Genomic DNA, 20,620 nt, shown 5'->3' on the forward strand with positions numbered 1-20,620 from the left:
GCGGATATCTTCGCGCGATTCTTAAGAACAGGACAGCATGTACAAATTGACTGGTGTAACGGCAGCCCTTGCTGCCGGCGTGATGAGTTTTGCCGTAACTGTGGCGCATAGCGCGCCACCGAATTTCCGTACGGATCAGGGTGCCATCCCTGCCCAGGCGCACAAGACAAAGGCGGCCGACGCCAAGAAGACAGGCGACAAGACCACAAAGCAAAAGGTGGCGAAGAAGACCGGAACGAAGACGGCAAAAGCGGCCGCCAAGCGCAAGGCCGCCAGAAAAAAGACCGCCATCGACAGAACGACCACCGCGTCAATCGGGCCGGTGAACGCAGCCAAATCCGCCAAGGCGGCGGTTCCCTATTCCGCCATCGTTGCGCGCTATGCGGCAAGCTATGGTGTGCCTTTCTCGCTGGCGCGGGCCGTCATCAGGGTCGAGAGCAATTATCGGCCGCATTTGACGGGCAGTGCCGGCGAGGTCGGCCTGATGCAGATCAAGCCGGCGACGGCGCGCATGATGGGCTATAGCGGTTCGGTCAAGGGGCTCTACGACCCGGAAACCAACATCAAATACGGCATGAAGTATCTGGCCATGGCGCAAGGCCTTGGCGGCGGCACCACCTGCGGCACCATCCTCAAATACAATGCCGGCCACGCCGCGAAGCGAATGAACCCGGTGTCGTCCGCCTATTGCAGCAAGGTCAAGGTGCATATGGCGAGGCTCGGGACGTCCATCTGATCGCTGGCGTCCGTCGGCTTTTTCGTTTGCGTTTTCCGCGACAAACCCCTTTATACGCCCCTGTCAGCTGGCCGGGCGGCCGCACCTACAATCGCCGAAAGGCCGTGGGTGAGGAAAGTCCGGGCTCCATGGAAATACGGTGCCGGTTAATGGCCGGCGGGGGCGACCCCAGGGAAAGTGCCACAGAAAGTAAACCGCCTCGGCCGGCCGGTGTCCGCAAGGAGATCGTCCGTCGGGGTAAGGGTGAAAGGGTGGGGTAAGAGCCCACCGCGCGACTGGCAACAGGAGCGGCACGGTAAACCCCACCGGGAGCAAAACCGAATAGGGACGGTGCGGGGGGAAACCCTCGAGGGCTGTTTCCGGCTCACCGTTCGGGTAGGTTGCGTGAGGCGCATGGCAACATGCGTCCAAGATGAATGGTCGCCACGTTCTCGCCCCGCAAGGGAAGAGGGCCATACAAAACCCGGCTTACAGGCCAGCTGACATTTTTTCTCCCAAGCGATTATTCCGGCGTATCAATCCGTTGGCTTCTTTTCCCCGCGTTCTGAATCAAGCGATCGAGAATTTGAATCAAGCCTGGTGTCGGTCGGCCTGGCACACGCAAACCGCACTTCTTGAAAATGGTGGGATTTAATCGTACCATTATTGGAAAGCGATGACGGAGCGAAGCCATGGGCCATGTCGATAAACGCAGCATCACGCTTTCGCGGGAACTTGCGGCGGCGGTGGACGACGTCGTCGCCGCCGGCGAATATGCGTCCGCAAGCGAGGTCGTGCGCGATGCCTTGCGACAGTGGAAGGACAGGCGCGACCTGTTCGGTTACACGCTCGAAGAGTTGCGGACGCTGGTGCAGGAGGGCATCGACAGCGGGCCTGCGCGGGACGGCCCTCCGATCATGGAACGGCTGCGTGCTAAATATTTGGGCATGATTGCCGGTGCAGGCCTGAAAGAGTGAAATACCGGCTGCTCCCGCGAGCGGAAGTCGATGTCGAGGAGATCGGCGATTATATCAGCAGGCAAAAGCCCGAATGCCGCGCTCAGGATTATCGAAGCCTTCGAGCAGCGTTGGGGTCTGCTCGCCCTTTATCCGTTTTCCGGTGCAGCGCGTGACGATATCGGGGCCGGCATTCGCCATATTGTCGTTGGTCGAGGCCTTCCTTCGCGCCTTCCAGCATGTGCGATATCTGACCTTCTACCGTGTGAACACGGACGCCGTGGAGATCCTTCGCGTGCTGCACGGCAGACGTAACGTCGAACGGGACGAGATCAAGGGCTGACGTTTAAAGCCGGTCCAGCGATTCCTGGAACGCTTTCCACAATTCTTCCGCCGGCTCGCAGCCGACCGACAGGCGCACGAAGCCGGGCGGAACCGCGTCGCCGCGGCGCGTTCGGCGCTCCGCCGAAGTATGGACGCCGCCAAACGAGGTGGCCGCCTGCATCAGGGCGCAACCATTGATGAAATCTTCGGCCTTGTCTTCTGTGTCGAGTATGAGACTGATGAGGAAGCCGAACCGCTCCATCTGGGCGCTGGCGAGGTTGTGCGACGGGTCGGTTTCGAGGCCCGGATAGCGCACGCTGTGCACGGCCGGATGCGCCTGCAAGCGCCGCGCGATCAGCCCGGCGCTTGTGCACATGCGCTCAAAGCGGACGTCGAGCGTTTCCAGTCCGCGATGCAGCATCCAGGCATCGAAGGGGCTGGGAATGCTGCCGGATGTCTTGCGCCAATCCTGGATGGCGGTGACGATCTCGGGATCGCGGCTGGCGACATGGCCGAACAGCACGTCCGAATGGCCGTTGGGCGCCTTGGTATCGGCCGCAACGACGATGTCCGCGCCATGATCGAGTGGGCGTTGGCCGAAGGGCGTCATGGTCGTGTTGTCCACGGCCAGCAGCGCGCCTGCGGCGTGCGCTGCCTTGGCGACGGCTGCGATATCGCAAATGTCGAGACCGGGATTGGAAGGCGTCTCGACGAAGGCCAGACGATAGCCGTCAAAGCCTCCGTCCAGAAACGAGGCCGTCGGCCGCACATCGCACTCGACGCCGAAGCCCTTCAGGTAGCGGTCGGCCACGCCGCGCGATGTCGGATAGCCGTCCGACGGCAGCAGCACCCGGTCGCCGGATTTGAGTAGGCCGAAAAATACCGCCGAAATCGCCGCCATGCCGGAGGGGAACGCCACGCATGGCGCGTCCTCCAGATGCTCCAACATATGCTCCACCGCCGCCCATGTCGGATTAGAGAACCGGCCATACTGGTTGAAGCCGGTGGCATCGCCCGGCGCGTGGAAGATCGAGGCCATGGTGAGCGGAAGCGCTATCGGGTCGCCCTTGGCGAAGCTTTTGTTGCGCAAGTGGGGAAGGGCGGCGGCGCGCCTGGCGGTTTCGGACATCAATCGTGAACCTGGGACTCTGATGAGAATGCGCCGACGCTATGCCTGCTTGCGGCGTGCGGCAAGCCATGGCGGGTTCCCGACGCCATTTCTAAACGCTTCGTTAGGCTTAATGGAGGATAAAGACGACAATGCCCCCAAAGCCGTTTTTACGGCCTCGGGATGCCGATCCACCCTAGCTGTTCCCGTTGACGCCCATAGTGCCCCATGTTATCCCGTTTCGATACTCAAGCCTTCGTTTCGTGTGATGGTGAAGCGTACGCCACTCGGGCCGCCGCTGTGGCCGGGCGTTTGCCGATTTCCAGCTGCGCGGACGATGGCGAAAAGAGCATGAAACCGCCTCGCGACCGCGCTGGCGGCAAACTGGGGAAGGGTGCGGTTGCCCAGGCGATCGCAAGGCGTCATGGACCGTTTTCTGTCGAGCGCCGTCAACCGGATCGATGCCAAGGGGCGGGTTTCCGTGCCGGCGCATTTCCGCTCGGTGGTGCAGAAACGCGGCTACTCGGAGCTTTATGCGCTGCGTTGCCTGGATATCCCGGCGATGGATGTCGGCGGGCTCGACCTGCTCGACCGCTACGAGCAGCGCATCGCGCAGGAAGACCCGTTTTTGCAGACGGCGCACGATATGTCGTTCTTCTGCCATGGCGACGGCACGTTTTTGAAACTCGACCAGGACGGCCGCATCACGGTGACCGATTTCATGCGCGAACATACCGGCATTGCAGGCGAGGTGGCCTTTGTCGGGCGTGGGAGCTTTTTTCAGATGTGGGAGCCGGACCGGCTTGCCGCCTATGGGGCGCAGGCGCGGGCGCGGCTGTTGCAGCTTCGGCAGGGGACGAGGGAGCGACCGGAATGACGACGGGCCATGGCGATGACCATCACGCCGCTAGCGGACCGGCCCGTCACATTTCTGTTCTTCTCGCCGAAGTGCTGGAGGCGCTGGCGCCCAAGCCCGGCGAGGTGATCGTCGATGGCACGTTCGGTGCCGGCGGCTATAGCAGGGCGATCCTTGCAACCGGCGCAAATGTAATAGGCATCGACCGCGACCCCGATGCGATCGCGGCGGGCAGGGCACTTGAGGACCAGTCCGGCGGGCGGCTCCGGCTTGTGCACGCGCCATTCTCGACGCTGGACGAACATGTCGAAGGTGCTGACGGCGTGGTGCTCGACATCGGGGTTTCTTCCATGCAGATCGACGAGGCGGCGCGCGGTTTTTCCTTCCGCGCCGACGGCCCGCTCGACATGCGCATGGCGCAGGCGGGCGTGAGTGCCGCCGATGTCGTCAACGGCTTCAAGGCCGGCGACCTGGCACGCATTTTCGGCTTTCTGGGCGAAGAGCGCCATGCCGGGCGTATTGCCCGCATGATCGAAACGCGCCGCGAAAAGCATCCGTTCGAGCGCACGCTCGACCTCGCGGACGCCATCGAGACGCATGTCGGCCGCAAGCCGGGCGACAAAATCCACCCGGCGACGCGCGTGTTCCAGGCGTTGCGCATCTATGTCAACGACGAGCTTGGCGAATTGGCGAAGGCGCTTTTCGCCGCCGAGCGGGCGTTGAGGCCCGGTGGCCGGCTCGTCGTGGTGACGTTTCATTCCCTGGAAGACCGCATCGTCAAGCGCTTCGTCGCCGACCGTGCGGATGCCGCTTCCGGTTCGCGCTACATGCCGCAGGTGCAGGAAAAGCCGGCGACCTTTCTCAAGGCGGGCGGCGGGGTAACGCCCGGCGATGCTGAAATAGCGCTCAATCCCCGGGCGCGCTCGGCCCGGCTTCGGGCCGCGGTCCGCACCGATGCGCCGGCGCGCGCCGGCGACTTTTCCATTTTCGGCCTTCCAAAACTTCCAGTCATCGGCCAGTCGGGCGAGAGGTAAGCGTTCATGTTTCGAACCAGTGACATCGTGTTGATTGCGGTCATGGTCGCCGCTGCCGCCATGACCTACACGATCAAGCGCAACGCCGAAGTCCAGGTGGCGGTGGTGCACAAGCTGAAGGCGCAAATTCATACGGAAGAGGACACCATCGATCTGCTGAAGGCGGACTGGAGCCTGCTGACGCAGCCGGAACGCCTGCAGAAGCTGGCGGCAATCTATCAACCGCAACTGGAACTTGCCCCGGTCACCGGCCATCAGATCGTTGGTCTGGATCAGTTGCCGCCGCGCACGCTGACCATCGAAAAGCTGATGGCCGAACAGCCGGACGTGGCCGCAAACGGCAAGGATGCGATCGTTACCGGAGGCATCCAATGATGATCGGTAAAATGCTGCGGCGCAGTGAAAAAGCCCAGGACTCCGGTTCCATCGTCGTCGACGGGGCGCGCAAGGCAACCGGCGGCAGGGCCAGGACCCGCGTGCTGATGACCATGGCGGTCTTCTTCGGCATTTACGCGGTCATCACCGGCCGGCTCGTCTATCTGGGCTTCCAGGATGCGGACAATTCCGGCGCGCCGGCAAGCCGGGTTACGGCGTCGCGGCCCGATATTGTCGACCGCAACGGCGAATTGCTCGCCACGGACATCAAGACGGCATCGCTGTTTGCGGAGCCGCGCCATATCGTCGATGCCGACGAGGCCATCGAACGACTTGCAACGGTGCTCCCCGAAATCGACTACGAGCAGACCTATCACAAGCTGAAAAGCGGCGCGGGCTTCGTCTGGCTGCAACGCCAGCTGACGCCCAAGCAGCAGAACGACATCCTGCAACTGGGCATTCCCGGTATCGGATTCCGCACGGAAAAGCGCCGTTTCTACCCCAGCGGCAGCACCTCGGCTTACATTGTCGGCCTGACCAATATCGACAATAAGGGCATCTCCGGCATGGAGAAGTATATCGACAATCAGGGCCTCAGCGCGCTCCAGGCGTCGGGTCTCGCGGTCGCCAAGGATCTGGAGCCCGTCAAGCTGTCGATCGACCTGCGCGTCCAGCACATCGTGCATGACGAGATCGCTACCGGCATGGAAAAATACCATGCCATCGCAGCGGGCGCGGTCGTTCTCAATGTCAAGACCGGCGAAGTCCTGGCCATGGCCTCCGTGCCGGATTTCGATCCGAACAATCCTTACAATGCGCAAGACAAGGACAAGCTTAACCGCATGTCGGCCGGCCTCTACGAGATGGGCTCGACCTTAAAGAGCTTCACCACGGCCATGGCGCTCGATTCCGGAAAAATGACGTTGGCGAGCAAACTGGATGCGACGCGCCCGATCCGCATCGCTGGCCAGACCATCCACGATTTTCACGGCAAGGGCCGTTGGCTGACGGTGCCGGAAGTCTTCATCTACTCGTCCAACATCGGTTCGGCCAAGGAGGCCGAAGCGGTTGGCATCGAAGGGCACCGCGAATTCCTGCATCGCCTCGGCTTGCTGGATAGGATGCAGACCGAATTGCCGGAAGTCGCGCGCCCGACGGAGCCAAGGGTATGGAAGCTGATCAATTCGATCACTATCGCCTTCGGTCATGGTATTTCGACGACGCCGCTGCAAACGGCGGTCGGCTGCGCCGCCTTAATGAATGGCGGCTACCTCATCGAACCGACCTTCCTGGCGCGTAGCCAAGAACAGGCAATGACGGTTGCCAAGAAAGTGGTGAGCGACAAGACCAGCGACGCGATGCGCTATGTCTATGCCCTGAACGCCGAAAAAGGATCGGGTCGCAAAGCGCGGGTTCCCGGCTATCGGGTCGGCGGCAAGACGGGCACGGCGGAAAAGGTGGTCAACGGCCGCTACTCGAAGGACAAGAACTTCAACGCGTTTGTTGCCGCGTTCCCGATGGACGATCCGCAATATATCGTGCTGACCATTGCCGACGAGCCGAAGCCGGAAAAGCCGGGCATGGGCGGGACCGCCGCTTACAATGCCGGGGTCATGGCCCACAACATCATTGCCCGCTCGGCGGCGTTGCTTGGCGTGAAGCCGGATTTCAGCCATGAAAACGGTGCAACGCTGGTTTCCATGGAGTGATTCTCCTCGACGCGCCGGCAACAGCGCGTCGTTTTTGCAAACGGTGGGACGACGGATTTCCATGAAGCTGAAAGCACTTGCCGGTATCCTGCCCGTCGAAGGCGCCGCGTCCTTTGACCTGGAGATTGCCGGTATTTCCTCCGATTCCCGGCAGGTCGTGCCGGGAACGCTGTTTTTTGCGTTGGCGGGCACCAAGGCGGATGGCGCCGCCTATGCCACCGATGCAGCCCGGCGCGGAGCCGTGGCGGTCGTCGCCGCCAAAGACAGTACACTGGCCGGCCTGTCGGTTCCGGTTCTGACGGTGGACGATCCCCGCCTTGCGCTGGCGCTTGCCGCTGCACGTTTCTTCGGTGCGCAACCGGAGACGATGGTGGCGGTGACGGGCACCAGCGGCAAGACGTCGGTCGCAGCCTTCACGCGCCAGATCTGGGAACATGCCGGCCTGTCGGCTGCTTCGATCGGCACCACCGGGGTCGTTGCGCCCGGCCGCAACGAATACGGTTCGCTGACCACGCCTGATCCGGTGGCGCTGCACAGGCTGCTGGCCGAACTGGCGCAGGCCGGCGTGACGCATGCCTCGATGGAAGCGTCCAGCCACGGCCTCGACCAGCGCCGGCTTGACGGCGTGCGGCTGAAGGCCGGCGGCTTCACCAATCTCGGCCGCGATCACATGGATTATCATCCGACCATCGAGGATTATCACCGCGCCAAGCTGCGCCTGTTCGATACGCTGCTGCCGAAAGGCGCGCCGGCGGTGATTTTTGCCGACGACCCATGGTCGGAGCCGACCATCCGCGCCGCGCGCGCGGCAGGGCTGGACGTGCTGACGGTCGGGCGGCAGGGGGCCTTCCTGAAGCTCAAGCGCGTCGAGCACGAGCGCCACCGCCAGCGGGCGGAGGTCGAAGCCGATGGCGTCCTGCACGAGATCGACCTGCCGCTGGCCGGCGATTTCCAGATATCGAACGCGCTGGTCTCTGTCGGCCTTGCCATCGCCACCGGAACGCCCACCGCCCGCGCGATCGCTGCGCTGGAGAAATTGAAGGGCGCGCCGGGCCGGCTCGACCTCGTCGGCACCACGGCCGCCGGCGCGCCGGTCTATGTCGATTACGCCCACAAGCCCGATGCGCTGGAAAACGTGCTGGCTGCCGTGCGGCCCTTTACCACCGGCAAGGTGGTCGTGGTGTTCGGCTGCGGCGGCGACCGCGACCGGGGTAAGCGTGCGATCATGGGCGAGATCGCCACGCGGCTGGCGGACGTCACCATCGTTACCGACGACAATCCCCGCTCGGAAGCGCCCGCGTCCATCCGCGCCGCCATCCTGGCTGCGGCCCCCGGCGCCATCGAGATCGGCGACAGGCGACAGGCCATCCACGTGGCGGTCGCCATGCTTCACGCCGGCGATACGCTGATCGTCGCCGGCAAGGGGCACGAGGAAGGCCAGACGATCGGGGCGGAAACGCTTCATTTCTCCGACCATGAGGAAGTGCGTGCGGCGTTGAAGGATCGTGCCGCATGAGCCTTTTGTGGTCCTGCGAGGCGCTGGTCGCCGCCATGGACGGCAGGCCGCTCGGGCCGATGCCGGAAGGCGTCGGCGGCATTTCCATCGATACGCGCAGCCTGCAGCCGGGGGACGCCTTCTTCGCCATCAAGGGCGAGACGATGGACGGCCACGACTTCGCCACTGCCGCGATCAAGGCGGGCGCCGGCGTGCTGGTCGTTGCGGAGGGCAAGCTGCCGGCGCTCGGCCGGCTGCTGACGGCCCCGATGATCGTCGTGCCGGACGTGCTGGAAGCGCTGGAGAAGCTGGGCGTTGCGGCGCGTGCCCGCTCGCAGGCGAAGATCATCGCGGTTACCGGGTCGGTCGGCAAGACCACCACCAAGGAGGCGCTGCGCCACACTCTGTCCACCGTGGGCAAGGTGCATGCGTCGGACAAGTCGCTCAACAACCATTGGGGCGTGCCGCTGACGCTGGCGCGGATGCCGGACGACTGCGATTACGCGGTGTTCGAGATCGGCATGAACCACCCCGGCGAGATCAGGCCGCTGGTCAAGATGGTGCGGCCGCATATCGCCATCATCACGCTGATCGCTGCCGCGCATCTCGGCTTCTTCCGCAACCTGGAGGAGATCGCCAAGGCCAAGGCCGAGATTTTCGAGGGATTGGAACCGGGCGGCACAGCGCTGCTCAACCGCGACGATCCGCGTTCGAAGCTTCTGGAGAAGCTGGCCACGGCGCTGGGCGTCGAGCATATTGCCGGCTTTGGCGAGCATAAGCGGGCGACTTATCGGCTGCTCGAATTCGCGCTTCATGCGGACCATTCCACGCTTGTCGCCAGCATCGGCGGGCAGGAAATCGTCGCGCGCATCGGCGCGCCGGGCCGGCATATCGTGCAGAATGCCGCTGCCGTGCTAGGGGCGGCGCATCTTGCGGGCGCGGATGTCGGCCAGGTGGCGCTGGCGCTGGGCAGCCTTTCGGCCGAGGCCGGACGGGGACAGCGGCATGTGCTGCGCCATGGCCAAGGCTCGTTCACGTTGATCGACGAAAGCTACAACGCAAACCCCGCCTCGATGGCCGCGGCACTGGCTCTGCTCAACGCGACGCCGGTAGCGGGCAATGGCCGCCGCATCGCGGTGCTCGGCGACATGCTGGAACTGGGCGAGCACTCGGCCAAGCTGCATGCGGACCTTGCCGAACTGATCGTCGGCACCGAGACCGTGTTCCTGGGTGGGCCGGAAATGAAGGCGCTCGCCGAAGCGCTGCCCGGCGACATCGCCACCGCCTATCGCGCAAGCGTCGACGAATTGAAACCGATGCTCATGGGCGCCATCGGCCCCGGCGACGTGGTCATGGTCAAATCGTCCAAGGGCATCGGCTTTTCGAAACTTGTCGACGCGCTGCTCAAGAAATTTCCGGCGCAAGGCGATCGCTGAAGCCGGTTTGGGGAAAGACATAGCATGCTGACATTGCTCGTTGATTTTGCGGACCGTTTCGCGGCCTTCAATGTCTTCCGCTACATCACCTTCCGCACCGGTGGTGCGCTGATTACCTCGGCGCTCGTCGTCTTCATTTTCGGGCCGGCGATCATCAATTCGCTGCGGCTGCGGCAGGGCAAGGGCCAGCCGATCCGCGCGGACGGCCCGCAGACGCATTTCAAGAAGGCCGGCACACCGACCATGGGCGGCCTGATGATCATGACGGGCATCATCATCTCGGCGCTGCTGTGGGCCAATCTGCGCAGCGTCTATGTCTGGGTCGTGCTTTTCGTGACCATCGGTTTCGGCGCGATCGGCTTCTACGACGATTACCTGAAAGTGACCAAGCAGTCGCATCTGGGCTTTTCGGGCAAGGCCCGGCTGGCGCTTGAATTCCTGATCGCCGGCATCGCCAGCTGGGCGATCATGCATGCCGGGCAGGAACCGTTCTCGTCGTCGCTGACCTTTCCGTTCGCCAAGGAGTTCCTCATCAACCTGGGCTGGTTCTTCATCCCGTTCGGGGCCTTCGTGATGGTGGGCGCGGGCAACGCCGTCAACCTGACCGATGGGCTGGACGGGCTGGCCATCGTACCGATCATGATCGCCGCCGCATCGTTTGGGGTAATTGCCTATCTCTCGGGTAACGCGGTATTTGCCGAATATCTGCAGATTCATTTCGTTCCAGGCACCGGCGAACTGGCGGTGATGCTGGGCGCGGTGATCGGCGCGGGGCTCGGGTTTCTATGGTTCAATGCGCCGCCAGCGGCCATTTTCATGGGCGACACCGGCTCGCTGGCGCTCGGCGGCCTGATCGGCACGGTCGCGGTTTCGACCAAGCACGAGATCGTGCTGGTCATCGTCGGCGGCCTCTTCGTGGTGGAGATATTGTCGGTTATAATTCAGGTCGGCTACTTCAAGATGACGGGCAAGCGGGTGTTCCTGATGGCGCCCATCCATCACCATTTCGAAAAGCTCGGCTGGACCGAAAGCCAGGTGGTGATCCGGTTCTGGATCATCGCGGTCATCCTGGCGCTGGTCGGCCTTTCCACCCTCAAGCTCAGATAGGAACCGGGCCGTGATCCCCGCCGCAACATTCTCAGGCAAGCGTGTCGGCCTCTTCGGACTGGGTGGCTCCGGCATCGCGACGGCGCGCGCGCTGATCGAGGGTGGCGCGGACGTGCTGGCCTGGGACGACAATCCGGGCAGCGTCGCTACGGCGCAAGCGGAGGGTATCCCGACCGGCGATCTGCGCGGCGCCGATTGGGCGCGGTTTTCGTCCTTCGTCCTGTCGCCCGGCGTGCCGCTGACGCACCCGAAGCCGCATTGGTCGGTGGAACTGGCGCGCGGCGCCGGCGTCGAGATCATCGGCGATATCGAGCTTTTTTGCCGCGAGCGGATCGCCACGGCGCCGGACGCGCCCTTCATCGCGATCACCGGCACCAACGGCAAATCGACGACGACGGCACTGACCGCGCACATCCTGAAATCAGCCGGCCGCGACGTCCAGATGGGCGGCAATATCGGCCGTGCGGTGATGACGCTCGACCCACCGCAGCCAGGCCGCCACTACGTGGTCGAATGCTCGTCCTATCAGATCGATCTCGCGCCTTCAATCAATCCCACGGCGGGCGTGCTGCTCAACCTTACGCCCGACCATCTCGACCGCCACGGCACCATGCAGCACTACGCCTCGATCAAGGAAAGGCTGGTGGCTGGCAGCGAAACCGCGATCATCGGCATCGACGACAGCTGGTGCGTCCAGATTGCCGACCGGCTCGAGCGTGTCGGCAAGGAGGTCATTCGCATTTCCAAGCGGCTGCCGCTGACCGACGGCTATTTTGCCGATGGCAGCGATCTCATGGAGGCGGTTCACGGGCGCTACAGCCGTATCGGCTTTCTCGAGGGCATCGGTTCCCTGCGCGGCCAGCACAATGCGCAAAACGCGCTCGCCGCGGTCGCCGCCTGCCTAAAGGTCGGGCTGGACCTCGGTGAAATCCAGTCGGGGCTGGAGAGCTTTCCGGGCCTGGAACACCGCATGGAGCAGGTCGGCAAGAAAGGGCATGTGCTGTTCGTCAACGATTCCAAGGCGACCAATGCCGATGCGGCGGCTCCTGCGCTTTCCAGTTTTCCCCGCATCTACTGGATCGCCGGAGGCCTGCCCAAGGAGGGCGGCATCGAACCGTTGCGCGGGCTGTTTCCCCGCATCGCCAAGGCCTACCTCATCGGCGAGGCCGCGCCTGCCTTTTCCGCGACGCTTGGCGAGACCGTGCCCTACGAAATATCGGGCACGCTGGGGGCCGCTGTCGAGCATGCCGCACGCGACGCCGAAAACGACGATAGCGGCGAGGTGGTGGTGCTGTTGTCGCCGGCCTGCGCCAGCTTCGACCAGTTCAAGAATTTCGAGGTTCGCGGCGTTACCTTCAGGCAAGCTGCGCGCGCTATTGATGGCGTCAAGGCAATCGGAGCACAAAACTAATGGCACAGCGCAGCCGTCTCGATACAAGCCCGGTTGCAAATTGGTGGTGGACCATCGACCGCTGGTTTCTGGCGGCGTTCCTGTCTTTGATGGGCCTTGGCATCATTCTTTCCTTTGCGGCAAGCCCTTCCGTTGCGCTGCGCATCGGCCTCGGTCCCTTCCATTTTGCCGAGCGCCAGATCATCTTCACCATTCCAGCGCTCGGCGTGATGCTGGCCGTGTCGTTTCTGGAGCCGCGCCAGATAAGGCGCGTGGCGCTGGCTCTGTTGTGCGTGATGCTCGTCCTGATGGTGGCGGTGCTTTACATCGGCATAGAAGTGAAGGGCGCGCGCCGCTGGGTCTCGCTCGCCGGCCTGTCGGTCCAGCCGTCCGAATTCCTCAAGCCCGCCTTTGTCATCATCTGTGCGTGGCTGTTTTCCGAACACAAGCGACGGCCCGATATTCCCGGCAATCTGTTCGCCATGATCCTTGTGGCGCTGGTGGTTGCGCTTCTGGTGGCGCAGCCGGATTTCGGCCAGACCATGCTCGTCGCCGGCACCTGGGGCGTGATGTTCTTCATGGCCGGCCTCTCATGGGTATGGATCGTCATGCTGGGCGCTGCCGGCATAGGCGGCGTGTTCGCCGCCTATGAAGTGTTTCCGCATGTCGCCGGCCGCATCGACAGGTTCATGACCGGCGAGGGTGACACTTTCCAGGTGGATATGGGCAAGGAAGCGCTGATCCATGGCGGCTGGTTCGGGGTCGGGCCGGGCGAGGGTACGATCAAGCGCGTCATTCCCGATAGCCATGCCGATTTCGTGTTCGCGGTCGCGGGCGAGGAGTTCGGCCTTATCATGTGCTTCTTCATCATGGTGATCTTCGGCTTCATCGTGTTGCGCGGCCTGAATACCGCGCTCAAGGAGCACGACGATTTCACCCGCTATGCGGTTGGCGGTCTTGTCACCGTGTTTGGCCTGCAGTCGGTCATCAATATGTGCGTGAACCTGCAATTGATGCCGGCCAAGGGCATGACGCTGCCCTTTATTTCCTATGGTGGCTCCTCGCAGATCGCCATCGCGCTTTCCATGGGAATGGTGCTGGCGCTGACACGCAGGAAGCCTGAAAAGCGCATGCAGATGGGGTATTCCGCCGCGTCGCGGGCAATGCCGGCGGAATAGGGCTTTCATGGGCAAGGGAACGATCCTGCTGGCGGCCGGCGGAACCGGCGGCCACCTGTTTCCGGCTGAAGCGCTGGCGCATGAACTGGCGGCGCGCGGCTGGAGCGTGCATCTGGCGACCGACGACCGGGCTGGGCGGTTTGCCGGCCAGTTTCCGGCCGTCGCCATCCATCCGATCCGTTCCGCCACCTTCGGCTCGAAGAACCCGCTGGCGTTGATCGGCGCATTCTGGAAAATCTGGCGAGGCGTTCGCCAGGCATCCGCGCTCATTGGCCGGTTGAAGCCGAATGTCGTCGTCGGTTTCGGCGGCTATCCGACGCTGCCGCCGCTCTATGCCGCGACAAGGCGCAAAGTACCGACGCTGATCCATGAACAGAACGCGGTGATGGGCCGCGCCAACCGCGCCTTGGCGCGAAGGGTGAGCGCGATTGCCGGCGGATTTCTGCCGGAAGACAAAAGTGCAGCCGGGAGCAAGACCGTCACCACCGGCAATCCGGTGCGGCCGGCGGTGCTGGAGGCGGCAAGGACACCCTACGCGGCGTCCGCTGCCGGCGAGCCGTTTTGCCTGCTGGTGTTTGGCGGCAGCCAGGGCGCGCAATTCTTTTCCGATGCGGTGCCGGCCGCCGTGGCGCTGTTGCCCGAAGACCGGCGCAAGCGGCTTATCATTAGGCAGCAGGCGAGAGCCGAGGACGCCGACAGGGTCAAGGCAGCCTACGCAGCGCTTGGCGTCGATGCACAGGTGTCGCCGTTTTTCACCGACATGGCCGGGCTGCTGGCCGCGGCGCATTTGGTGGTCTCGCGTTCGGGAGCATCCACCGTGTCTGAAATCGCCGTCATCGGCCGGCCGGCCTTGCTGGTGCCCTATCCGCATGCGCTCGACCATGACCAGGCGGCGAATGCGGCCGCACTTGCGGCGGCGGGTGGGGCGCAAGTGCATCCGCAGTCGACGCTGTCGCCGGAGCGGGTCGCTGCCCTGATCGGCGATCTCATGGACGACCCGCAAAAGCTTGGCGTCATGGCCGCGGCGGCGAAATCGGCCGGAAAGCCAAACGCTACGCAGTTGCTCGCCGATCTGACAGAGGCTATTGCGTCAGGCAAATCAGCAGCGGAATTCAAGAAAGAGGTGCGCCCATGAAAATGCCGCAGACGATCGGGCTTGTGCACTTCATCGGCATTGGCGGCATCGGCATGAGCGGCATTGCCGAGGTGCTGCATAATCTCGGCTACAAGGTGCAGGGCTCCGACCAGGCCGACGGCGCCAATGTGCAGCGCCTGCGCGACAAGGGCATCGAATGTTTCGTCGGCCATGCCGCCGAAAACCTGGGCGACGCCGAGGTGGTGGTGGTGTCGACCGCGATCAAGAAATCCAACCCGGAACTGATGGCCGCGCGCGAAAGGATCTTGCCCATCGTGCGTCGGGCCGAAATGCTGGCCGAACTGATGCGCTTTCGCCAGGCGGTCGCCATCGGCGGCACGCATGGCAAGACCACGACGACCTCGATGGTGGCGACGCTGCTCGATGCCGGCGGGCTCGATCCGACCGTCATCAATGGCGGCATCATCAACGCCTATGGCACCAATGCGCGCATGGGCGACGGCGAGTGGATGGTGGTAGAGGCCGACGAGAGCGACGGCAGCTTCCTGAAGCTGCCGGCCGACATCGCCGTCATCACCAATATCGATCCCGAGCATCTCGACCATTACGGTTCGTTCGACGCGGTGCGCGAGGCGTTCCGGCAGTTCGTCGAAAACGTGCCGTTCTACGGCTTCGGCGTCATGTGCACCGATCATCCGGAAGTGCAGGCGCTGGTCGGCCGCATCGAGGACCGGCGCGTCATCACCTATGGCGCGAACGCGCAGGCCGACGTGCGCTTCAGCAACCACCGCATGGACGGCGCGTCTTCCGAATTCGACGTGGTGATCCGCGACCGCAAGGGCGGCCAGACGGAAATCGCGGGCTTGCGCCTACCGATGCCGGGTCGCCACAACGTCTCCAATGCGACCGCCGCGATTGCGGTCGCGCATGAGTTGGGCCTGTCGCCCGAGGCGATCCGGAAGGGCCTTTCCTCCTTCGGCGGCGTCAAGCGCCGCTTCACCCACACCGGTGTGTGGAACGGCGTCGATATCTTCGACGACTACGGCCACCATCCGGTCGAGATCAAGGCCGTGCTGAAGGCCGCGCGCGAATCAACCAAGGGCAGGGTCATCGCCATCGCCCAGCCGCACCGCTTCACCCGGCTCCACGACCTGTTCGACGATTTTGCCACCTGCTTCAACGATGCCGACACGGTGATGGTCGCGCCGGTCTATACGGCGGGCGAAGACCCGATCGAAGGCGCGACCTCGGAGGCGCTGGTGGCGCGCATACGGGCGAGCGGGCACCGCGACGCCCGCTACATCGAGGGGCCGGCCGCGATTGCGCCGATTGTGTGCGAACTGGCCAAGCCCGGCGATTTCGTCATCTTTCTCGGCGCGGGCAACATCACGCAATGGGCCTATGCGCTGCCCAAGGATTTGAACGGATCATGACGCGCGGCGAAACGCTCCTTGCCTCACTGGGAGACCGGTTTGCCGGACTGCGCGGGCGTATCACGCCAAATGCCGAAATGGACAAGGTCACCTGGTTTCGCGCAGGCGGGCTGGCCGATGCGCTGTTCCAGCCGGCGGACGAGGAAGACCTTGCCGCCTTCCTGAAGGCTGTGCCGGAAGACGTGCCGCTGATGGTGGTCGGCATCGGCTCCAACCTTCTGGTGCGCGATGGCGGCATTCCGGGCTTCGTCATCCGGCTGTCGGCCAAGGGGTTCGGCGAGGCGGAAGTGCTTTCGCCGACGCGCATACGGGCAGGGGCCGCCATTCCCGACAAGCGCCTCGCAACTGTGGCCCATGAAGCCGGCATTGGCGGGTTTCATTTCTACCACGGCATTCCCGGCGCCATCGGCGGGGCGCTCCGGATGAATGCCGGCGCCAACGGCGTCGAAACGCGGGAGCGTGTCGTCGAAGTGCGCGCGCTCGACCGCAAGGGCAATCTCCATACGCTGTCGAATGCCGACATGGGCTACGCCTACCGCCACTCGTCGGCACCGGCCGATTTCATTTTCGTCTCGGCCGTTTTCGAAGGCTTTGCCGAGGACAAGGATGCGATCAAGGCGGCGATGGATGCGGTGCAGCATCACCGCGAGACGGTGCAGCCGATCCGCGAAAAGACCGGCGGCTCCACCTTCAAGAACCCGGAAGGGCATTCCGCCTGGAAGGTGATCGACGAGGCCGGATGCCGGGGGCTGATGGTGGGCGGCGCGCAGATGTCGCCGATGCACTGCAACTTCATGATCAATACGGGATCGGCTACCGGCTACGAACTGGAATATCTGGGCGAGACGGTGCGGACGCGGGTGCTGGAGCATTCCGGCATCAGGCTGCAGTGGGAAATCAAGCGCATCGGCAATTTCCGGCCCGGCCATGCCGTGCAGGAATTTTTGGGCCAGCTACTTTAGCTTCTGCGCAACCGTGGTGGAAAAGACTCAATCGGTCACTTTTTGTCACGAAATCTCCCGAAAGTGAATCGCCGGGAATCGTAAGCCCTTGCCACCGAATCAACTCTCTGATTCTCTGCCCTAAAGCGTTTCCTGATTTGAGTCGTAACGACGCGTTAAAGCGTTTTCCGTCTGGAGGGGCAACCTGCCGGGAGACTCGGACTCACTTCAGCGGAACGCCGATTGAAAACCCGCCGCAAAGGGGAAGACGGGCAATGAAAAACAAGCACGTTGCGGTTCTCATGGGGGGCTTTTCGTCGGAGCGGCCTGTTTCGCTCTCTTCTGGAAACGCCTGTGCCGCAGCGCTCGAGCAGGAAGGCTACAAGGTCACGCGCGTCGATGTCGGGCGTCACGTCGGTGCCGTGCTTCTCGCGCTCAAGCCCGACGTCTGCTTCAACGCGCTGCATGGCCCTTTCGGCGAGGACGGCACCATCCAGGGCGTCCTCGAATATCTGGCCATTCCCTACACGCATTCGGGCGTGCTGGCCTCGGCGCTGGCGATGGACAAGGAACAGGCCAAGAAGATTGCCAAGGCTTCCGGGATTCCGGTGGCGGAATCGAAAGTGGTCAACCGTTTCGACATTCGCGACAAGCACCCGATGAAGCCGCCCTATGTGGTCAAGCCGGTCAATGAGGGGTCCAGTTTCGGTGTCGTGATCGTGCAGGAGGAGCAGACCCATCCGCCGCAGCTTATTTCCTCCAAGGAATGGGGATTTGGCGACCGCGTCATGGTGGAGCGCTATGTGCATGGACGCGAGCTGACCTGTGCGGTCATGGGCGATGTGGCCATCGGCGTCTGCGAGATCATTCCGACCGGCCATTCCTTCTACGATTATGATTCGAAATATGTCGCCGGAGGCTCAAAGCACGAATGCCCGTCAAAAATTTTACCGAATATTTACCAAAAAATACAAACACTGTCGCTCAAGGCTCACCAAGCGATCGGCTGCCGGGGCGTCTCCCGGTCTGACTTCCGTTACGACGACCGTCATTCGGAAAATGGCGAAATTGTCTGGCTGGAAATCAACACGCAGCCGGGCATGACGCCCACGTCGCTGGTGCCTGAGATCGCCGCCCAGGCTGGGCATTCATTCGGCGAGTTGTTGAGTTGGATGGTGGAGGACGCGTCTTGTCTGCGGTGAATTGGCGTCAGGGAAGAAGGGCTGCGGCCGGACCGACGCTGTTCGGGGTGACCCTGTCGTTTGATCACTTCGTTTTGCCGCGGCTGCTTCGTCGGCCGGTGCGCATGCTCGCGCGGCTGGGGCATGGCGATTTTACGCCGCCCCGCTTTGCGGCAACCGCGCTGACCGGGGTATTGCTGGCGTCGAGCAGCGCCTACGGCGCCTATGTCGGCGGTCATGCCGACGCCGTCGTGCAGGGCTTTACCGCCCGTACCGGATTCGCGGTCGATCAGATCAAGGTGGTCGGCAATCGCGAGACCTCCGAAATCGATATTCTGGGCAGTCTCGGCCTCGATGGCTGGACTTCGCTGATCGGCTTTGACGTGGACGCGGCGCGCGACCGCATCGCGACGCTTCCCTGGGTCGAGGCGGCGACGGTGCGAAAAATCTATCCGCATACGCTGGAGGTCCATGTCGAGGAGCGGCAGGCTTTCGCTCTCTGGCAAAAAGGCGGCGAGCTTTCGGTCATCGAGCGCTCGGGCCGCGTGATCACGCCCTATTCTGGGGGCAGGCAGGCTTTGCTTCCCCTCTTCGTTAGCGCCGATGCGCCGATGCACGCTCCCGAACTGCTTGCCGTGATGAACAAGTTTCCCGACCTTTCCACGCGCGTCAAAGGCTATGTGAGCATTGCCGGGCGGCGCTGGGACTTGAAGCTGGAAAACGGCATTACGGTCAAATTGCCGGAAGTCGGCGCGGACCGGGCTATCGACAGGCTGGTTACGCTCGACCAGGAAGACGGGCTTCTGGCACGCGATATTCTTGCTGTCGACATGCGGTTTTCCGACAGGCTTGTCGTGCAGCTTTCGCCCGAGGCGCAGACCGCCAGGCAGGCGATGCTGACGGCCAAGGCGAAATCCCCCAAGCGCAAGGCGGAGACGAAAATATGAACTGGCTTGGCGGCCATGGCGATTCTGTGCACCAGTCCGGCACCTTGACGGTGCTGGACGTCGGGTCCAGCAAGGTGTGCTGCGTCGTGGCGAAGCTGAAGCCGTGCGAAGACGGCAAGCTGTTGCGCGGGCGCTCGCATCGCATCCAGGTAATTGGCATCGGCCACCAGAAATCGGAAGGCGTGAAGTCGGGCGTCGTCGTCGATCTCGACCGGGCCGAGCATGCGGTTCGCCTTGCCGTGGACGCTGCCGAACGGATGGCGGGGCTGACCGTCGATTCGCTGATCGTCAACATGACGGCCGGCCGCTTGATGAGCGAAACCTTTTCCGCCACGATCAATCTGGGCGGTCACGAGGCGGGCGAGGGCGACGTCAAGCGCGTGCTTGCCGCCGGCGCCAAGCAGGCGCTCAAGTCGGAGCGCGAGGTCGTGCATTCGCTTCCCGTCGGGTTTTCGCTGGACGGCGAACGCGGCATCCGCGATCCGCGCGGCATGGTCGGTGACGCGCTCGGCGTGGACATGCACGTCCTGACCGGCGATTCGGCGCCGATGCGCAATCTCGAATTGTGCATCAACCGCACGCATCTGTCGGTGGAGCGGCTGGTGGCGACGCCCTATGCCGCCGGGCTGGCGGCGCTGGTCGACGACGAACTGGAAATGGGCGCGGCCTGCATCGACATGGGCGGCGGCACGACGACGATTTCGGTTTTTGCCGAGGGCAAATTCGTTCACGCCGACGCGCTTGCCATCGGCGGTAATCATGTGACGCTGGACCTGGCCAAAGGCCTGTCGACGTCGATCGCGGCGGCGGAGCGCCTGAAGGTCATGCACGGCTCGGCCCTGCCGGGCAGCGCCGACGACCGCGATCTCGTTACGATCCAGCCGATCGGCGAGGACGGCGACGTGGCGGCGCAGGTGCCGCGCTCGATGATGACGCGCATTATTCGCGCCCGCGTCGACGAGACGTTGGAGTTGCTGCGCGATCGCATCAACAAGTCCGGTTATGGCAGCGTCGTAGGCAAGCGTGTGGTGCTTACGGGTGGTGCGAGCCAGCTCGCCGGATTGCCGGAGGCGGCACGTCGGGTTTTGGGGCGCAATGTGCGCATCGGTCGGCCGCTCGGCGTGGCGGGCCTGCCGGAGGCGGCCAAGGGTCCGGCCTTTTCGGTGCCTGTCGGGCTTTTGATCTATCCGCAGATGGCGGCGTTCGAAAGCCGCCCAGTACAGGGAATGGCCCGTCTGAAAATGACGGGCACGGGCGGGAGACTGTACCGGATGGGCGAGTGGTTGCGAGACAGTTTTTAATTTCAGGGGACAGCCCCATTAGGCGGCCGCGGCGGCGA

At 63.5% G+C, this 20,620-nt stretch carries 19 protein-coding genes and 1 other RNA gene; 19 read left to right on the forward strand and 1 reads right to left on the reverse strand.

Annotated elements, in window-relative coordinates; all coding sequences use genetic code 11:
- Positions 1–37 precede the first annotated feature (37 nt).
- From ACX3P1_RS10320 to ACX3P1_RS10335, 4 genes are all read left to right on the forward strand, one after another.
- A complete protein-coding gene (locus ACX3P1_RS10320; RefSeq protein WP_459079490.1) occupies positions 38–736 on the forward strand; it encodes a lytic transglycosylase domain-containing protein in 699 nt (232 codons plus the stop codon).
- Positions 737–799: 63 nt separating this feature from the next.
- Positions 800–1,223: RNase P RNA component class A (rnpB, locus tag ACX3P1_RS10325), an RNA gene on the forward strand.
- Positions 1,224–1,407: 184 nt separating this feature from the next.
- Positions 1,408–1,692 carry a type II toxin-antitoxin system ParD family antitoxin gene (locus ACX3P1_RS10330; RefSeq protein WP_459079491.1) on the forward strand — a complete coding sequence of 95 codons (285 nt, stop codon included), beginning with the start codon at positions 1,408–1,410 and terminating at the stop codon, positions 1,690–1,692.
- A 73-nt stretch (positions 1,693–1,765) separates the two neighbouring features.
- Positions 1,766–2,014, forward strand: coding sequence for a type II toxin-antitoxin system RelE/ParE family toxin (locus ACX3P1_RS10335; RefSeq protein WP_459079492.1), 249 nt, complete (start codon positions 1,766–1,768; stop codon positions 2,012–2,014).
- Positions 2,015–2,017: 3 nt separating this feature from the next.
- Here the strand turns inward: ACX3P1_RS10335 and ACX3P1_RS10340 are convergent, their stop codons facing one another.
- A complete protein-coding gene (locus ACX3P1_RS10340) occupies positions 2,018–3,124 on the reverse strand; it encodes a cystathionine gamma-lyase (RefSeq protein WP_459079493.1) in 1,107 nt (368 codons plus the stop codon).
- A 403-nt stretch (positions 3,125–3,527) separates the two neighbouring features.
- On the opposite strand from ACX3P1_RS10340, the gene mraZ reads away from it, so the two are divergent.
- From mraZ to ftsA, 15 genes are all read left to right on the forward strand, one after another.
- On the forward strand, positions 3,528–3,980 hold the full coding sequence (gene mraZ, locus ACX3P1_RS10345; protein WP_459079494.1) for a division/cell wall cluster transcriptional repressor MraZ: 453 nt from the start codon (positions 3,528–3,530) through the stop codon (positions 3,978–3,980).
- On the forward strand, positions 3,977–4,993 hold the full coding sequence (gene rsmH, locus ACX3P1_RS10350) for a 16S rRNA (cytosine(1402)-N(4))-methyltransferase RsmH (RefSeq protein ID WP_459079495.1): 1,017 nt from the start codon (positions 3,977–3,979) through the stop codon (positions 4,991–4,993). The genes mraZ and rsmH overlap by 4 nt, the downstream gene beginning before the upstream one ends.
- Positions 4,994–4,999: 6 nt before the next feature.
- Positions 5,000–5,368 (forward strand): cell division protein FtsL, encoded by a 369-nt coding sequence (gene ftsL / locus ACX3P1_RS10355; protein WP_459079496.1) that lies wholly within the window; start codon positions 5,000–5,002, stop codon positions 5,366–5,368.
- Positions 5,368–7,077, forward strand: a complete 1,710-nt coding sequence (locus ACX3P1_RS10360) for a peptidoglycan D,D-transpeptidase FtsI family protein (RefSeq protein WP_459079647.1) — start codon at positions 5,368–5,370, stop codon at positions 7,075–7,077. Before ftsL ends, ACX3P1_RS10360 begins: the two co-directional genes overlap by 1 nt.
- Positions 7,078–7,138: 61 nt before the next feature.
- Entirely contained in the window at positions 7,139–8,593 is a 1,455-nt protein-coding gene (locus ACX3P1_RS10365; RefSeq protein WP_459079497.1) for a UDP-N-acetylmuramoyl-L-alanyl-D-glutamate--2,6-diaminopimelate ligase, read from the forward strand.
- The gene (locus ACX3P1_RS10370; RefSeq protein ID WP_459079498.1) at positions 8,590–10,008 is read left to right on the forward strand and encodes a UDP-N-acetylmuramoylalanyl-D-glutamyl-2,6-diaminopimelate--D-alanyl-D-alanine ligase; all 1,419 of its coding nucleotides are present in this window, start codon (positions 8,590–8,592) and stop codon (positions 10,006–10,008) included. Before ACX3P1_RS10365 ends, ACX3P1_RS10370 begins: the two co-directional genes overlap by 4 nt.
- A gap of 24 nt (positions 10,009–10,032) precedes the next feature.
- Positions 10,033–11,115, forward strand: a complete 1,083-nt coding sequence (gene mraY / locus ACX3P1_RS10375) for a phospho-N-acetylmuramoyl-pentapeptide-transferase (RefSeq protein ID WP_459079499.1) — start codon at positions 10,033–10,035, stop codon at positions 11,113–11,115.
- 10 nt (positions 11,116–11,125) lie between these two features.
- Entirely contained in the window at positions 11,126–12,526 is a 1,401-nt protein-coding gene (gene murD / locus ACX3P1_RS10380) for a UDP-N-acetylmuramoyl-L-alanine--D-glutamate ligase (RefSeq protein ID WP_459079500.1), read from the forward strand.
- The gene (ftsW, locus tag ACX3P1_RS10385; protein WP_459079501.1) at positions 12,526–13,683 is read left to right on the forward strand and encodes a putative lipid II flippase FtsW; all 1,158 of its coding nucleotides are present in this window, start codon (positions 12,526–12,528) and stop codon (positions 13,681–13,683) included. Before murD ends, ftsW begins: the two co-directional genes overlap by 1 nt.
- A gap of 7 nt (positions 13,684–13,690) precedes the next feature.
- A complete protein-coding gene (gene murG / locus ACX3P1_RS10390) occupies positions 13,691–14,818 on the forward strand; it encodes an undecaprenyldiphospho-muramoylpentapeptide beta-N-acetylglucosaminyltransferase (protein ID WP_459079502.1) in 1,128 nt (375 codons plus the stop codon).
- Positions 14,815–16,212, forward strand: coding sequence for a UDP-N-acetylmuramate--L-alanine ligase (murC, locus tag ACX3P1_RS10395; RefSeq protein WP_459079503.1), 1,398 nt, complete (start codon positions 14,815–14,817; stop codon positions 16,210–16,212). The genes murG and murC overlap by 4 nt, the downstream gene beginning before the upstream one ends.
- On the forward strand, positions 16,209–17,174 hold the full coding sequence (gene murB / locus ACX3P1_RS10400; RefSeq protein WP_459079504.1) for a UDP-N-acetylmuramate dehydrogenase: 966 nt from the start codon (positions 16,209–16,211) through the stop codon (positions 17,172–17,174). Before murC ends, murB begins: the two co-directional genes overlap by 4 nt.
- A 254-nt stretch (positions 17,175–17,428) precedes the next feature.
- The gene (locus ACX3P1_RS10405) at positions 17,429–18,355 is read left to right on the forward strand and encodes a D-alanine--D-alanine ligase (RefSeq protein WP_459079505.1); all 927 of its coding nucleotides are present in this window, start codon (positions 17,429–17,431) and stop codon (positions 18,353–18,355) included.
- Entirely contained in the window at positions 18,343–19,281 is a 939-nt protein-coding gene (locus tag ACX3P1_RS10410) for a cell division protein FtsQ/DivIB (RefSeq protein ID WP_459079506.1), read from the forward strand. Before ACX3P1_RS10405 ends, ACX3P1_RS10410 begins: the two co-directional genes overlap by 13 nt.
- Positions 19,278–20,582 (forward strand): cell division protein FtsA, encoded by a 1,305-nt coding sequence (gene ftsA, locus ACX3P1_RS10415; RefSeq protein ID WP_459079507.1) that lies wholly within the window; start codon positions 19,278–19,280, stop codon positions 20,580–20,582. The genes ACX3P1_RS10410 and ftsA overlap by 4 nt, the downstream gene beginning before the upstream one ends.
- Positions 20,583–20,620 lie beyond the last annotated feature (38 nt).

This window comes from Mesorhizobium sp. A623 (assembly GCF_054489405.1).

Bases quoted from the DNA above. Each gene is read 5' to 3' on its own strand.
- ACX3P1_RS10335 (WP_459079492.1), top strand. From the start codon at position 1,766: ATGCCGCGCTCAGGATTATCGAAGCCTTCGAGCAGCGTTGGGGTCTGC.
- ACX3P1_RS10320 (WP_459079490.1), top strand. From the start codon at position 38: ATGTACAAATTGACTGGTGTAACGGCAGCCCTTGCTGCCGGCGTGATG.
- mraZ (WP_459079494.1), top strand. From the start codon at position 3,528: ATGGACCGTTTTCTGTCGAGCGCCGTCAACCGGATCGATGCCAAGGGG.
- ftsL (WP_459079496.1), top strand. From the start codon at position 5,000: ATGTTTCGAACCAGTGACATCGTGTTGATTGCGGTCATGGTCGCCGCT.
- murG (WP_459079502.1), top strand. From the start codon at position 13,691: ATGGGCAAGGGAACGATCCTGCTGGCGGCCGGCGGAACCGGCGGCCAC.
- ftsA (WP_459079507.1), top strand. From the start codon at position 19,278: ATGAACTGGCTTGGCGGCCATGGCGATTCTGTGCACCAGTCCGGCACC.
- murB (WP_459079504.1), top strand. From the start codon at position 16,209: ATGACGCGCGGCGAAACGCTCCTTGCCTCACTGGGAGACCGGTTTGCC.
- ACX3P1_RS10365 (WP_459079497.1), top strand. From the start codon at position 7,139: ATGAAGCTGAAAGCACTTGCCGGTATCCTGCCCGTCGAAGGCGCCGCG.
- mraY (WP_459079499.1), top strand. From the start codon at position 10,033: ATGCTGACATTGCTCGTTGATTTTGCGGACCGTTTCGCGGCCTTCAAT.
- ACX3P1_RS10405 (WP_459079505.1), top strand. From the start codon at position 17,429: ATGAAAAACAAGCACGTTGCGGTTCTCATGGGGGGCTTTTCGTCGGAG.
- murC (WP_459079503.1), top strand. From the start codon at position 14,815: ATGAAAATGCCGCAGACGATCGGGCTTGTGCACTTCATCGGCATTGGC.
- ACX3P1_RS10340 (WP_459079493.1), bottom strand. From the start codon at position 3,124: ATGTCCGAAACCGCCAGGCGCGCCGCCGCCCTTCCCCACTTGCGCAAC.
- ACX3P1_RS10330 (WP_459079491.1), top strand. From the start codon at position 1,408: ATGGGCCATGTCGATAAACGCAGCATCACGCTTTCGCGGGAACTTGCG.
- rsmH (WP_459079495.1), top strand. From the start codon at position 3,977: ATGACGACGGGCCATGGCGATGACCATCACGCCGCTAGCGGACCGGCC.
- ACX3P1_RS10360 (WP_459079647.1), top strand. From the start codon at position 5,368: ATGATCGGTAAAATGCTGCGGCGCAGTGAAAAAGCCCAGGACTCCGGT.
- ACX3P1_RS10370 (WP_459079498.1), top strand. From the start codon at position 8,590: ATGAGCCTTTTGTGGTCCTGCGAGGCGCTGGTCGCCGCCATGGACGGC.
- ftsW (WP_459079501.1), top strand. From the start codon at position 12,526: ATGGCACAGCGCAGCCGTCTCGATACAAGCCCGGTTGCAAATTGGTGG.